This window comes from Candidatus Symbiopectobacterium sp. NZEC151 (assembly GCF_025962655.1).
Classification (GTDB): domain Bacteria; phylum Pseudomonadota; class Gammaproteobacteria; order Enterobacterales; family Enterobacteriaceae; genus Symbiopectobacterium.
In genome coordinates this window covers 37,113-50,219 of sequence record NZ_JAGFPE010000003.1, presented here as the reverse complement: position 1 = coordinate 50,219, position 13,107 = coordinate 37,113, and the positions used below count along the sequence as shown (strand labels likewise).

Annotated in this window: 13 protein-coding genes; 10 read left to right on the top strand and 3 right to left on the bottom strand. The window is 54.5% G+C overall.

What is annotated here, in order from left to right:
- Positions 1-25: 25 nt before the first annotated feature.
- On the bottom strand, positions 26-1,135 hold the full coding sequence (locus tag J5067_RS11070; RefSeq protein ID WP_264651134.1) for a 4Fe-4S binding protein: 1,110 nt from the start codon (positions 1,133-1,135) through the stop codon (positions 26-28).
- Positions 1,136-1,471: 336 nt separating this feature from the next.
- Between J5067_RS11070 and J5067_RS11065 the strand changes: the two genes are divergently transcribed.
- Together J5067_RS11065 and J5067_RS11060 are read left to right on the top strand one after the other, a co-directional pair.
- Complete coding sequence (locus tag J5067_RS11065; RefSeq protein ID WP_264651133.1) at positions 1,472-2,248, top strand: MBL fold metallo-hydrolase; 777 nt, start codon at positions 1,472-1,474, stop codon at positions 2,246-2,248.
- A gap of 60 nt (positions 2,249-2,308) precedes the next feature.
- Positions 2,309-3,265: a GlxA family transcriptional regulator gene (locus J5067_RS11060; RefSeq protein ID WP_264644186.1), complete on the top strand. Its 957-nt coding sequence runs from the start codon at positions 2,309-2,311 to the stop codon at positions 3,263-3,265.
- Between the two features lie 4 nt (positions 3,266-3,269).
- On the opposite strand, the gene J5067_RS11055 is transcribed toward J5067_RS11060, so the two are convergent.
- Together J5067_RS11055 and J5067_RS11050 are read right to left on the bottom strand one after the other, a co-directional pair.
- Positions 3,270-3,803, bottom strand: coding sequence for a hypothetical protein (locus J5067_RS11055; RefSeq protein WP_264628207.1), 534 nt, complete (start codon positions 3,801-3,803; stop codon positions 3,270-3,272).
- A gap of 106 nt (positions 3,804-3,909) precedes the next feature.
- A complete protein-coding gene (locus tag J5067_RS11050; protein WP_264628208.1) occupies positions 3,910-4,629 on the bottom strand; it encodes a hypothetical protein in 720 nt (239 codons plus the stop codon).
- 209 nt (positions 4,630-4,838) lie between these two features.
- On the opposite strand from J5067_RS11050, the gene J5067_RS11045 reads away from it, so the two are divergent.
- The 8 genes from J5067_RS11045 (at position 4,839) to licT (ending at position 13,067) form a co-directional block, all read left to right on the top strand.
- Entirely contained in the window at positions 4,839-5,864 is a 1,026-nt protein-coding gene (locus J5067_RS11045) for an ABC transporter substrate-binding protein (RefSeq protein WP_264651132.1), read from the top strand.
- The gene (locus J5067_RS11040) at positions 5,861-6,844 is read left to right on the top strand and encodes an iron ABC transporter permease (RefSeq protein ID WP_264651131.1); all 984 of its coding nucleotides are present in this window, start codon (positions 5,861-5,863) and stop codon (positions 6,842-6,844) included. Before J5067_RS11045 ends, J5067_RS11040 begins: the two co-directional genes overlap by 4 nt.
- Complete coding sequence (locus J5067_RS11035) at positions 6,844-7,599, top strand: ABC transporter ATP-binding protein (protein WP_264651314.1); 756 nt, start codon at positions 6,844-6,846, stop codon at positions 7,597-7,599. Before J5067_RS11040 ends, J5067_RS11035 begins: the two co-directional genes overlap by 1 nt.
- A gap of 12 nt (positions 7,600-7,611) precedes the next feature.
- Complete coding sequence (locus tag J5067_RS11030; protein ID WP_264651130.1) at positions 7,612-8,424, top strand: class I SAM-dependent methyltransferase; 813 nt, start codon at positions 7,612-7,614, stop codon at positions 8,422-8,424.
- A complete protein-coding gene (modD, locus tag J5067_RS11025; RefSeq protein WP_264651129.1) occupies positions 8,421-9,275 on the top strand; it encodes a ModD protein in 855 nt (284 codons plus the stop codon). The genes J5067_RS11030 and modD overlap by 4 nt, the downstream gene beginning before the upstream one ends.
- 26 nt (positions 9,276-9,301) lie before the next feature.
- Positions 9,302-11,278, top strand: a complete 1,977-nt coding sequence (locus tag J5067_RS11020; RefSeq protein WP_264651128.1) for a TonB-dependent siderophore receptor — start codon at positions 9,302-9,304, stop codon at positions 11,276-11,278.
- Between the two features lie 52 nt (positions 11,279-11,330).
- Positions 11,331-11,993 carry an MOSC domain-containing protein gene (locus J5067_RS11015; RefSeq protein ID WP_264651127.1) on the top strand — a complete coding sequence of 221 codons (663 nt, stop codon included), beginning with the start codon at positions 11,331-11,333 and terminating at the stop codon, positions 11,991-11,993.
- A gap of 246 nt (positions 11,994-12,239) precedes the next feature.
- Entirely contained in the window at positions 12,240-13,067 is an 828-nt protein-coding gene (gene licT / locus J5067_RS11010) for a BglG family transcription antiterminator LicT (protein WP_264644194.1), read from the top strand.
- Positions 13,068-13,107: the final 40 nt, after the last annotated feature.

The following is a 13,107-nucleotide window of genomic DNA, read 5'->3' as shown; positions in this document are numbered from 1 at the left end:
TTAAGGGGGATTAGGGATATTGAGGCTAGGGATGACCGATGGATTGTGAGCCAGGAATAAGCTTGAAGTACATCTGTTCGGGGATAGGGCTGTCCCAGCCGCCGATCAACATGGCGAAGCCAACGGTGGCGAAAAGGATGCCGAGAATCAGGAAAGTCATCATCGCGCCGGACAGCGCTGCCCTCTGCCACAGGGGGCGATGTGCGTCTTCGCTTTTTACCGGTGAGCGCGGGGCATTCAACAGCGATAAGCTTAACGTTGATGCTACCGGACAGGATTCGACGCAGGTCATGCAGGCATTACATTCGGCGGTTGTTACCTGAATGAGCTTATCGACGGGAATAGTAGATGGGCACGCTTTGGCACATTTTCCGCAGTCGATGCAGCTGTTGACGTCACGACGGATTTTTACCGGCGACAACAGCGAAAACAGGCCCAGCAGTGCGCCATAGGGGCAGAGATAGCGGCACCAGAAATGTCGAACGAACAGACTGATAACGGTGAAGCCAATAATAACGCCCAGGGTGATATTGCCAATATTACGGAAGAAACCGAGCATTTTGACATCGGCAATCAGGCCATAGGGAGACATCAGGAACATATAAATGCCCTGTGCCGGCATGGATAACGCAATATAAAGAAAAAAACCTAATAGCAGATATTTCAAACCGCGCAGCGGAATATCCAGCCATGTTGGCAGTGTGAAGTGTCGTTTAAATATTTTTTTGCCGATGGCAGCAATCAATTCTGAAAATGTTCCAATGGGACAAAGCCAGGAACAGAATGATTTTTTCAATAGCAGGCTAGTGATAATAAAAGTAAGCAGCAGCAGCATCGAGGCAACATGAATCGGTGGCAGACGCCCCATTTCCCACAGATATTTGATATTCATCAGTCCGGCAATCGGTAACCACCCTTCGATACCGCCGGGTCTGGGCAGATAAACGCTGGCCCCGCCCGTTTCAAAATAGCGCACCCAGAAATAGAAGGTCACGCCGATATAGATATTGATGGCCAATAACAGTATCTGCGTCGCTCTGCGCCAGGTTGACGCGTTACGCCAGTCATTCCATGGCAATTTACCGCCCGTAGTACCGGGACGGCGCTGCCAGCGTTTTCTTGTTTTTTCGCTCATTGCTCTTTTCTTTATTATTTGGCATGTGACTACACCGTGGAAAGGTGAGGTTAAATTATCATGTCCACCTCAGGGAATAATTGATTTATGTGCGCATTCAGCGTGAACGGAATTATTAATTTGAGTAGAGGTTTTTAATTAAAACTGGCGTTTAATCATAAAAATACGCCTTTATGGGGATTGAAAAAATCACGCGACGACGCTGCATCAATCAGATTGTCCCATTTTCATCGATCAATGACCTGCGGGCAACTTATGCGTTTTCTCTGTGCACTTTACACTGCAAACCATCGATGCTCACACTGTCTTACTGGATGTTATCCACGGGAGTTTTCCATGAAATTGACGCAAATTCGTAACGCTACGCTGAAGGTGGACTATGCCGGAGCGACTTTCCTGATCGATCCTATGCTGGCGGAAAAAGAGGCCTGGGCCGGTTTTGCCGGAACCGCCCGTTCCTGGCTGCGCAACCCGCTGGTGTCGCTGCCGCTGTCATTAGAGGAACTGCTGGACGTGGATGCGGTGATTGTGACGCACACCCATCCCGATCATTGGGATGAGGCCGCCCAACGCCATATCCCCAAGGCGATGCCGATCTACACCCAGAATGCACAGGATGCCGCATTGATTCGCTCGCAGGGATTCTCACAGGTGCAGGTGTTGGCACAGGAGAATACCCTGGCTGGTATCACGCTCTGGAAAACTGGCGGACAGCATGGCAGCGATGCCCTCTATGCCAACCCGGATCTGGCGACACGCATGGGGGAGACCAGCGGTCTGGTGTTTGACAGCGCGAAGGAAAAGCGCCTTTATATTGCTGGCGACACCGTATGGGCTCCCCCTTATGTCGACAGCCTGCAACGTTACCAACCCGAGGTGGTGGTGCTGAATATCGGGTGCGCTACCGTGGATGGCTTTGGCCCGATTATTATGGGAAAAGAGGATGCCAGTCGAACGCTTGAGCTGTTACCGCACAGCACGGTCGTGGCCTCACACATGGAGGCAGTGAACCATTGCCTGCTTAGCCGTGCCGAACTGCGTGAATATTGCCGGGAAAATGGCATCGAACAACGCGTGTTGATACCCGACGATGGGGAAATGCTTTCACTTTGAATGCGTGGGTGACGGCAAAGGCCCACTGTCAGTAAACCGATATGTCACAGGAAATCGCCTATGCCCGCGTTACGCGTTGCCATTGTTGCCACTGAAGGATTCAGCCCATTTCATTTTTCTGTGCCCAGCATGGTCTTCGGCAAGGCATTGCCAGAGGCGGGCCGGTTTGAGATGAAGATTTGTGCACTAACGCCGGGAAGGGTGCAGTCGGACAGCGGAATTTCCATTGATGTGGAGCACGGTCTGGCTCTGTTGGAAACGGCAGATATTGTTATCATTCCATTTTGGCATCATCCGGATGAGAAACCTGCGCCCGAGCTGCTGGCGGCGCTGGTTCGCGCCTGGCAGCGCGGTGCGGAAGTGGTGGGGCTGTGCCTGGGTACTTACGTACTGGCCTATGCCGGATTATTGGCAGGGCGACGCGCAGCCACCCATTGGGAGTTTGAGCGCGATTTCAGCCGCCGTTTTCCTGATGTGCAACTGGACAGCAATGCGCTGTACACCCGTGACGATCGCCTGATCACGTCGGCTGGGACGGCCGCAGGGATTGATTGCTGTCTGGATATTATCCGTTGCCACTGTGGCAGTGCATTGGCAAATCGCGTGGCGCGTCGCATGGTGGTGCCCCCTTATCGGGATGGCGGGCAGGCACAGTTTATTGAACGCCCGGTGCCGGAAACCACGCGTGACACGCATATTAATACGCTGTTGGATTACCTGCGCAGCCATCTCGACCAGCCGCACTCTCTGGATGCGCTGGCGGCTTTTGTCAGCATGAGTCGCCGCACCTTTACCCGCCACTTTATCAAGGCGACCGGCATGACGGTGGGCGAGTGGCTGACCGCAGAGCGTTTGCAGCGCAGCCAGATGCTGTTGGAAAGCAGCGATCATAGCGTCGAGGTGGTGGCTCACATGGCGGGATTTGCTTCGCCGATTTCATTCCGACAGCGCTTCAAGGCCCGTTTTAACCTGAGCCCGAGCGAATGGCGTCGGGCGTTTCGTGGGCCTACGCGCTGAGGGATTATTGATTCTTTTCTCTGAATGCTTTTGCTGCGCTGTTGTAAGTCGAGATAAGTTCTTTCAGCAAGCTTTCCGTGTCGATGTGTTCTCCTGTATCCTCAAGAAAACGGTCGAAAAACTCGATTACCGAAGGTTCCAGCCGATCACCAAAGGTTTCCACCACATCTTCCAGCGTATCGCGTGGGAAGGTGATGAGTTGCTTTTTCACCTCAGTCACTTCTTTCTCGACTTTATCAAGCGTCTTCTTTTCTGCTCTCTCATCCTTCGCCTTCGCTAACGATTTGAACATCCGTTCAACGTGGTCTGCACTGGCGCGCTGTTGCAATGTGGATATGCGAGTATTGGGTGCTGACTGGGTGGGTTGGTAGAAAACAACGTTTGTGGCGTCCGGGCCCAGCACTCGTGAGCGCCATTGTGCGAGAGTCTCATCAGCGTCGATAGGGCTGGGAACATTGATGCGGTGTGGTTCACCGTCAAAATCGACAATCAGCGAATACGCTTTCAGTATGCGATAACAATACTCTTCTTTTTTCATGATCCGGCCTAGGGTGTTTGCAGTAACTTATTGTATATAATATTTATTCTTGTTCTGTTCAAGCGGATTCTCCACGCGCATGGTATTCACTCGTTTCGCCTGAAGTCTACGGGCGCATCAGCGGTTCAATGCCTATCCACTCTTTCTGAGGGTGATAACACAAAGGCATCGGCGGAATCGCCACTTTTTGTCCTGCCACCGTCATTTCGCCTAAATGGATGATCCACTTGGCGTTTTCCGTGAAGCGTGGCGTTTTGAATATCACATAGACCGAACCGTAATCATCGTTGTTAGTGAGTTTCGGGATACGGCGGTGCACTTCATCACTGTTGATATCGTAAGGGGATTGGCGCGCGTATTTCATATCGGGAATCGGGAAATCGTAGGTGAGCATACCGAGAAACAACTCTGGCCGCGCATTCACCCGAGTGCCATCTTCCAGCGTGACATAAGCCTGTCGGCTGTCGTAGAGCACCGGGATGGCAGGTTCACCTTTTTTACCGGGGCGAGAAGGGCGCTGGCGGTTTTTGTTATAGGCGATCAGTTGAACATAAAACTCCGGTTTGGCTTCCGGTCCATTCACGTAAGGAATGGAGAACAACGCTTGCGTATAGCGGGAAGGAGCATAGGAAATCGCATGATCGTAGAGATAAGTTTCGAGTGTCAGGGTGGTTTCCCCCTGCGGGCCCGGCACCTTGAAAGGGTACTCACTCTGGCAAAGATCTGTGTAGGCGGCGCGTTGGCGCTGCATTGGTACACAGGCACTGACGGATACCGCAATCAGTGTCGCCATTACGGCGCGTGTACGCCATTGATAACATGCCATAACTACCCTCTTTTATATTTATTTTCCAAGATATTAGCTTAAGTACGGCCCCTCGAGTGTAGTGCTATTTCTCGTATTTGAGCGTCGGCGCAATCTGAAAAGTTACGCAGTGAATGATTACCTGAGTTAGCAAATGTTGACATTGAGCAACGAACATTTCGTTATGTGTGTAAATATATAACGAAATATTGCGTATTCAGGATGATGTTATGCCAGTGACACGACGACGCCTGCTTCAGGCGGTGGCTGCCGCAGGGTTACTGCGGGGATGGCCCGCCTTTTCCGCCGAGGCCCTGACGTTTACGGTGGGAAGCTTACCCGCACCGCAACATATTCAGCGTGTGATCAGCGCGGGCGCACCTGCCGATTTGTTGCTGATGGCGGCGGCACCGGAAAAATTGCTGGGTTTCTCGTCCTTCGATTTCTCTCAAACGGGCAACGATCTGCTGCCGGAAGCGATTACCCGTTTACCCAAGTTGGGCCGTCTGGCGGGGCGTGCGACCACGCTGTCGCTGGAGAAACTGCTCGCGTTGAAACCTGACCTGATTGTTGACTGTGGCAATGCGGATGAAACCTGGACTTCACAAGCGCAACGCATCAGCAGCCAAACGCAAACCCCGTGGTTACTGATCAATGGCACGCTGGCACGCACGCCGCAGCAGTTACAGGCGATCGGGAACGCGTTTGGCGTAGCGTTTCGCACCGAACCGCAGGCGGAACTGGCACGTCAGTTTATTGAGGAGGCGCAGTCCTTCGCCCACTCGGATGCCGCTAACGTGCGCTTTTACGCGGCGCGCGGTGCCAGCGGGTTGGAAACCGGGCTGGCCGGCTCCTTGCACACGGAAGCGGCCGAACTGCTGGGGTTGAGAAATGTCGCGCAACTGCCGGGACGTCAGGGATTGGCGCAGGTGTCGCTGGAAAACCTGTTGGCCTGGCAGCCAGACATAATTTTGGTGCAGGAGGCAGCGACCTTGCACACGCTGACTCACGATCCGGTATGGCAGGGGGTGAAGGCCGTGGCGCAAAAACGCATCCTGTTTCTTAGCGGCTTGCCGTTTGGCTGGCTGGATGCGCCGCCGGGCATCAATCGGCTGCTCGGCTTGCGACGCTTGCACGCCTGGCTGGACAAGGACGTGGCACGTTCCTTTGAGGCTGACATGATGCGTTTTGCCACGCTGTTCTGGCATGCGCCGCTGAGCGAGGCTCAGTTTAACCGAATCGTTAACGCGCAATGAGAACGGCAACCCTGTTTACGCTGTTGAGCACCCTGGCGCTACTGTGCATCGCGCTGGCGGTGTTTTCCGGCGCTTATCCCTTAAGCCTTCATCAAGTGATCGGACTGCTTTTCAGCCCTGACAGACATTTGCCGCAAGATCAGATCGTGTTCTGGCAGATCCGCCTGCCGCGCATCGCCGCGGCGTTGCTGATTGGCGCTGCGCTGGCGGGGGCGGGTACTACCTATCAGGGGATGTTTCGTAACCCGCTGGTCTCACCCGATATTCTCGGCGTGGCGGCGGGGGCGGGCCTCGGTGCCTGCGTTGCGATTTGGCTGGGCTTGCCGCTGCTGTTGATCCAGTTACTGGCATTTGCCGGTGGATTGCTGGTGGTGGCGGGGGTTTGGCTGATCACCCGACAGGTGACGCGGCACGATCCGGTGTTGACGTTAGTGCTGGTCGGCATTGCGCTGGGAACGGTGTGCGGCGCGGGGATCTCGCTGATCAAAACCCTCGCCGATCCTTATACCCAGTTGCCCTCCATCACCTTCTGGCTGCTCGGTGGACTTTCCACGGTGACGCGCGCCGATCTTGACCTGTGTGCACCGATCATCCTGCTGGGCATGCTGCCGTTGCTGCTGCTGCGCTGGCGCATGAACCTGCTGACGCTGGCAGATGATGAAGCTCGTGCGCTGGGAATTAATGTCACACGCTTGCGCATGGGGCTGATTGTGTGCGCCACGCTGATGACGGCCAGCGCGGTAGCCGTCGCGGGCGTTATCGGCTGGGTCGGGCTGGTGGTGCCGCATATTGGCCGCTTGCTGACGGGCAACAATCATCAGCGTTTGTTGCCGGTTGCCATGAGCATCGGTGCCATTTTGCTGCTGCTGACCGATACGCTGGCGCGCGCCCTGAGTGCCACTGAAATTCCACTCGGCATTCTAACCGCCTTTATCGGTGCGCCGTTCTTCCTGCTGCTGCTGTTACGAGGGGGCCGATGATGTCGCTGCTCGAGGTGCGGCAGGCCACGGTCGGTTATGCCCGCCGCACGGTATTGCGCGATGTGGCGTTTTCCCTACCCGCGGGCAGTGCCTGCTGTTTGCTGGGCGCCAATGGCTGCGGGAAAACCACGTTAATGCGCGCCATTCTTGGCGTGTTGCCGCTGCTTTCCGGCGAGATTGTGCTGGCCGATACCCTTTTGCACCGCTATTCAGATGCGCAGCGCGCCAGCGTGATGGCCTGGGTGCCGCAGGCGCACGAAGGCGCATTCGCGTTTAGCGTGCTCGATATGGTGATGATGGGGTTGACGCCGCACATGAGCACGTTTGCCGTGCCCGGTCAGCGCGAACGAGACGCGGCGGTGCAGCAGCTCACTGCGCTTGGGATCGCCCATCTGGCCGAGCGTCGTTGGAACCTGCTGAGCGGCGGTGAACGGCAACTGGTGCTGATTGCCCGAGCGTTAGCGCAAAAGCCACGCTTGTTACTGCTGGATGAACCGGCTTCCAGCCTGGATTTTGGTCACCAAATCGATCTGTTGGAAACGCTGGTGGCGCTGAAACAGCAGGGGATGACGTTGTTGATGGCGACACACCATCCTCTTCATGCACGCGCAATTGCCGACAGCGTGGTGATGGTGGAGCCCGATGGCCGGGTGACTCAAGGCGCTCCCGCAGAACAATTGCACACCGACAGGCTCGCCGCGTTGTACCGGGTAACCCCGGCGCAGATTCACCGCCATTTGTATGGCTCTCATTGATAAGGGATAGCAATGCTGATTGATGACATTGATTTTGCAGGTCTTTACCGCCAGCAACTGGCGCTGGCCCATCGCACCGAAAAAACGCCCGACCACTGGGATAAGCGGGCGGAGAAGATGGCGGAGAATTGTGCTTCGCCCCAGGACAGCTACCTGCAACAACTGGTGGCAAAGATTGACTTGCGCGGTGCGCAGTCGCTGTTTGATATGGGGTGCGGTCCGGGCACCGTAGCGTTGGCGCTGGCGGATAACCTGGAGACGGTGTACGGCGTGGATTACAGCACGGGCATGCTGGAGGTGGCAGAGCGCCGCGCGCGACAGCAAGGTGCGGATAACGTGACCTGGGTGCGCCGTGCCTGGGAAGAGGAGTGGGACGCACTGCCGGTGTGCGATATCGCGGTGGCGTCGCGTTCGACGCTGGTGGCCGATATGCGGCAGGCTATGGAGAAGTTGAACCGGCAGGCACGGCTGCGCGTGTACACCACGCATCTGGTCAGCACCTCGTTTATGTCGCCGGTGATTCAGCGGGCGTTAGGACGCGAGGTGGTGGAACTGCCTAACTATATCTATGCCCTGAATGTGCTGTATCAAATGGGGATTTATGCACAAGTCGATTTTATCCGTGGACCCAACTGCCAGCAGGATAACAGTACTTATGCACGCTTCGAAGAGAACGTGAAATGGAGCTTCGGCACACTCAGCGATGACGAGCGTGAGCGGCTTTACCGTTGGTATCAACAGCAGAATGTCAGCACGATTTCGCCACCGAGTCGTGACTGGGCGTTGATCTATTGGGACAGCGTGCCGCTCGGGGCAACATCATGATTTTCCTTCCGCAGGCACTCACTGACGCTTGGCTACTGGAGGATATTCAGGGGGGCGATCTGACGACCCAGGCGCTCGGTATTGGTGGGCAGCCGGGACATATCACCTTTTTTCATCGGCAGGGCGGTTGTGCCAGCGGGATTGCCGCTGCGCGGCAGATGCTCACGTCACTTGGGGTGAGTGTGACCGCCTCGGTGAATGACGGCGAACGCGTGGTGGCCGGGCAGACCTTGCTGTGTGCCAGCGGCTCGGCGGCGGCGCTGCATCAGGGATGGAAGGCGGTGCAGAATGTACTGGAATGGAGTTGCGGCGTGTCTGGCTATCTGGCGTGCATGCTGGACCTGCTGCGCCAGCGCCATCCTGACGGGCACATCGCTTGTACGCGCAAAATGATTCCCGGCACCAAGCTGCTCGCTACCCAGGCGGTGCAGGCCGCTGGCGGGTTGATTCATCGCGCCGGATGCAGTGAAACCATCCTGCTGTTTGCCAATCACCGCCGCTTTCTTGCAAACGGCGATGACTGGCCTGCCATGGTGAGCCAACTGCGCCGCCATGCGCCGGAAAGAAAGATCGTGGTAGAGGCGGATACGCCGGACGAGGCGCTGGCGGCGCTGCGTGCGGCACCTGACTGCATACAGCTCGACAAATTTACCCCTGAGCAGGCGGCGAACATTGCCCGCCTCGCCCCCACGCTCGCGCCTGCTTGCACGCTGGCGCTGACCGGCGGCATTACGCTCGCCACCCTGCCGGATTATCTCGATTGTGGCATCACGCTGTTTGTGACCTCGGCGCCCTATTACGCGCCGCCAGCGGATATCAAGGTGCGTCTGGAGCCAGACTCGCCGCGTTAGTGAAAATAGAAAAGGACATAATAACAATGAGATTTAAGAGAAATTATCTTTACACCGCGCTGTCGCTTGCTTTCGCGCATAACGCTGTTGCTGGGCTGGAAAGCGATACCATGACCGTGTGGTCGAGCCCGGTGCCTGCGGCTACCACCACGGTGCTTAATCAGGAAACCATACAAAAGCTGGATAAACGTAATGTGGCGCAGGCGCTGAGCGTGGTGCCCGGCGTGGTGTTGCAAAAATCCGGCGGACGTAATGAGCAACAGGTCAAGGTACGCGGCTTTGATAGCCGCCAGGTGCCGGTCTATTTTGACGGCGTACCGGTCTATGTTCCTTATGACGGCAATCTGGATTTAGGGCGTTTCCTCACCTCCGATCTGGCGTCGCTGGAAGTGTCCAAAGGCTATTCGTCGTTGCTGCAAGGCCCGAACCAGATGGGCGGTGCCATCAATATTACCAGCAAAAAACCGACCAAACCGCTGGAAGCCAGCGTGGGATATCGTCAGGGCTGGAGCCGCAGCAAAACTAACGCCTTCGACACCCAGGCATCCCTGGGCGCCAGTAATGACACGGGCTATATTCAGCTCAGCGGTAGTCGGGTAAAACAGGATTTCCTTGGTCTGCCGCGCAGCGTAGACAATCCGGTTGCCGGTCAGAATGGCAAGATGATTAACTCCGCAGCGGATGATAAACGTGGGATCGTCAAAGTGGGCTTTACCCCGCGCGAAAACGACGAATACGTGTTTACCTATATCAATCAGGACGGTAGCAAAGAGAACCCGCCCTACACGGGTACAAATCCTGACCAGAAATCTCGTTACTGGCACTGGCCGCAGTATGACAAAGAGAGCTATTACTATCAGGGCACTACGCAGCTTGGCGATCGCTACACCCTGAAGAGCCGTCTCTATCGCGATACCTTCGAAAATACGCTGTTGATGTATCAATCACTGGCCGATCTGAAGAACCGTAAAGGGAACTACAGCCATTACTCCGATTTTACTAACGGAGCCGGGCTGCAACTTGCCGCCGATATCCGCACCCGTGATTTGCTCTCGTTTGCCGTGAACTGGAAGGATGATGTGCACCGGGAACGGGGCGCTGTCGATGCGCCGTTTGACCGCTACAAAGATCGCACCTGGTCTTTGGCGAGTGAATACCAATGGGCTGCGGCCGATAACCTCGACGTAGTCGCCGGTATCAGCTATGACTGGCGCGACAGCCGTCAGGGTATGAAACACGAGAAAAACGGCGATATTACCCATTACGCCAACAATAGCCAGAATGCCTTTAACTGGCAGTTGATGACCAAATATCACTTCGCCAATGAAGATACGCTGTCGCTCTCTTTCTCGGATCGCACACGTTTCCCTACGCTCAAAGAGCGTTACACCACCTCGAAACCCGCCTATAACGGCCAGACGGTGCTGGTCAATCCGCACTTGAATCCAGAACGGGCGCAAACGGTTGATGTGACCTGGAACGGCACCTTTACCCGCGACTGGGGCTATGATGTCAGCGTCTATTATAACCGCGTCAATGATGCGATTCTGGGGCATACCATTGATGCCAATACCCTGCAAAACCGTAACAGCGGGCGTGTGGACTACACCGGTCTGGATCTCGGTGTAAAAGGACAAGTGACCGAGATGTTGGATCTTGGCCTGAGCTACGGCCTGATTCATGCTGATGTGAAACAGGATGAAGTCGGTAAAGTGACTGATTTGCCGACGCACACGCTGGTGGCATGGATGACCTTCAAGCCTTGGGAACCCTTAAGCTTCACCCTGTCGCAGGAGGCGCGCTCCTCGGCTTACAACAGCAGTGACGCGAAACAGCGCGCTGCTGGCTTCACCGTGACCAATTTGCGTGCGGATTACGATGTCGGCCGTGGCGTTAGCGTCAATGCTTCGGTCAATAACCTGTTCGATACCGAGTATGCCTATAACGACGGGTTCATTGAGCAAGGGCGCAATTTCTGGGCGGGAATTGCCTACAAGTTCTGATTATCTGCTCCCCGGCGTGCTGGGGAGCACCTGCATTGAGGGTGGAGATTTTATGGAACGTGAACGCGTTATGGAACACACAGCAACGTTATCCCGTATTTTGTGCAATGCGACATCAACAACGCCCCCCCATGAGAAGAAGGTGTTTAGCGAGCGGGCCTGGATTCATTCTCACGGCCTGGAAACCGAGCAGGGGGATAAAACCTACTACCCGGATCCGGACTGTGCGTTATTACACTATGCGTGGGAACATTATGCTTTCTGGCGCGCTAAGTACCCCGATCGCGCTGCGCTATTCGACGCACCGGGCATTTTTGGTGAAAACTTTTCCACGCAGGGGATGACCGAACAGAGCGTGTGCGCCGGTGACATCTTCAAAGTGGGTACGGCTCTGCTTCAGGTATCCTGGGGGCGGATTGCCTGTAATACCATGGCGGGACGACTGGAAGATGATGCCGCACCGGCCTTGATGCACGCGCAATCCCGCAACGGCTGGTTCTATCGCGTGTTGCAGGAGGGCGAGGTTTACGCGGGGGCCACGTTTGAGCTGTTGGAACGCCCTTACGGTCAATGGCCGCTGAATCGCGTGCAGGATATCCTTTTCGATCTGGCCGCCGACCGTGAGGCGCTGGAAGCGGTTTATCAGATTGAAACCTTGTCGAGCACCTGGCGGGAACAGATTCGGGATCGGTTAGCACTGCTCGACCCACGTTGAGCGCGGAAAACACTGCGACAAGGATGTTTTTGTTTCCACATTTTATGCTGGCGGTGGGGCGTTGTGAATGTTTTGTTAATGCGTGATAATCATCACAATAAAACGAAAATCAAACATCCCCCGCTTGCAAGGTATACCGGGTTATGGTGTATTCTCAGGCATGGATTGTTACTGTTTGAATAACAGGCAAAACCTAAAAGAGATAAAAGACTCTTTTACGTTTTGCCTTTTTTTTTTGGGTGGAATATGAGAATACAACGGGTTCTGAATAACAATGTCATCGTTGCACGCGATTTTAGCGGCAAGGAGTGCGTTGTTATTGGAAAAGGCGTTGGTTTTAACAAAAAAACCGATGACCTGGTCGATGAGGCCTGTATTCAAAAAATATTTCGTCTCGATGAAGAGAACAGCATCGATAAAACCAGCGAGGCGTTTAAGGATGTTCCTGATGCGCTGTTTAATATCGTTCTCGATATCGTTAAGCAGGCGACCAGCAAACTTGACCGAAAAATTCACAAGAGCGTTTATGCCTCTTTGCTCGACCACTTGAGTTTTGCTATCGAAAGAACCCGGCAGGGTACTTATGTCGAAAATATGCTGCTGTGGGATATCAAGCGCCTCTACCGCAATGAGTTTACTATCGGCCAATGGGCGATTGCTGAAATTAATGCCCAACTCCACGTGGCGTTGCCTGAAGACGAAGCCGGATTTATTGCCCTGCATCTGCTGAACTCGCAGAAAGACGGCGCTATGCCGGATATAAAAGCGGTGTCGAAAGTGATTCAGGATATTCTGAATATTGTTAAATACCATTTCAAAATCGAATATGAAGAAGACTCAATAAATTTTCAACGGTTTGTTACTCACCTGAAATTTTTCGCGCATCGCTTGCTGAGTAATACTTATGTCACCAGCGATGACAGTTCGTTGCATGACGTTGTGGCGTTAAAATATTCTGCCTCCTATGAATGTGCTAAACGGGTGAATAAATTTATTAGCCATGATTATGGCCGTTCGTTAACCGATGATGAAATGATGTTTCTTTCTATACATATTGAACATGTGAGGAAATAAAATTTTAAAGACCGTTCTCACGATGGGGTTTACTGCAAGC

What these genes read in the sequence shown, in the direction of transcription:
- J5067_RS11070 (WP_264651134.1), bottom strand. Translation starts at nt 1,135, where the DNA reads ATGAGCGAAAAAACAAGAAAACGCTGGCAGCGCCGTCCCGGTACTACG.
- J5067_RS11065 (WP_264651133.1), top strand. Translation starts at nt 1,472, where the DNA reads ATGAAATTGACGCAAATTCGTAACGCTACGCTGAAGGTGGACTATGCC.
- J5067_RS11060 (WP_264644186.1), top strand. Translation starts at nt 2,309, where the DNA reads ATGCCCGCGTTACGCGTTGCCATTGTTGCCACTGAAGGATTCAGCCCA.
- J5067_RS11055 (WP_264628207.1), bottom strand. Translation starts at nt 3,803, where the DNA reads ATGAAAAAAGAAGAGTATTGTTATCGCATACTGAAAGCGTATTCGCTG.
- J5067_RS11050 (WP_264628208.1), bottom strand. Translation starts at nt 4,629, where the DNA reads ATGGCATGTTATCAATGGCGTACACGCGCCGTAATGGCGACACTGATT.
- J5067_RS11045 (WP_264651132.1), top strand. Translation starts at nt 4,839, where the DNA reads ATGCCAGTGACACGACGACGCCTGCTTCAGGCGGTGGCTGCCGCAGGG.
- J5067_RS11040 (WP_264651131.1), top strand. Translation starts at nt 5,861, where the DNA reads ATGAGAACGGCAACCCTGTTTACGCTGTTGAGCACCCTGGCGCTACTG.
- J5067_RS11035 (WP_264651314.1), top strand. Translation starts at nt 6,844, where the DNA reads ATGTCGCTGCTCGAGGTGCGGCAGGCCACGGTCGGTTATGCCCGCCGC.
- J5067_RS11030 (WP_264651130.1), top strand. Translation starts at nt 7,612, where the DNA reads ATGCTGATTGATGACATTGATTTTGCAGGTCTTTACCGCCAGCAACTG.
- modD (WP_264651129.1), top strand. Translation starts at nt 8,421, where the DNA reads ATGATTTTCCTTCCGCAGGCACTCACTGACGCTTGGCTACTGGAGGAT.
- J5067_RS11020 (WP_264651128.1), top strand. Translation starts at nt 9,302, where the DNA reads ATGAGATTTAAGAGAAATTATCTTTACACCGCGCTGTCGCTTGCTTTC.
- J5067_RS11015 (WP_264651127.1), top strand. Translation starts at nt 11,331, where the DNA reads ATGGAACGTGAACGCGTTATGGAACACACAGCAACGTTATCCCGTATT.
- licT (WP_264644194.1), top strand. Translation starts at nt 12,240, where the DNA reads ATGAGAATACAACGGGTTCTGAATAACAATGTCATCGTTGCACGCGAT.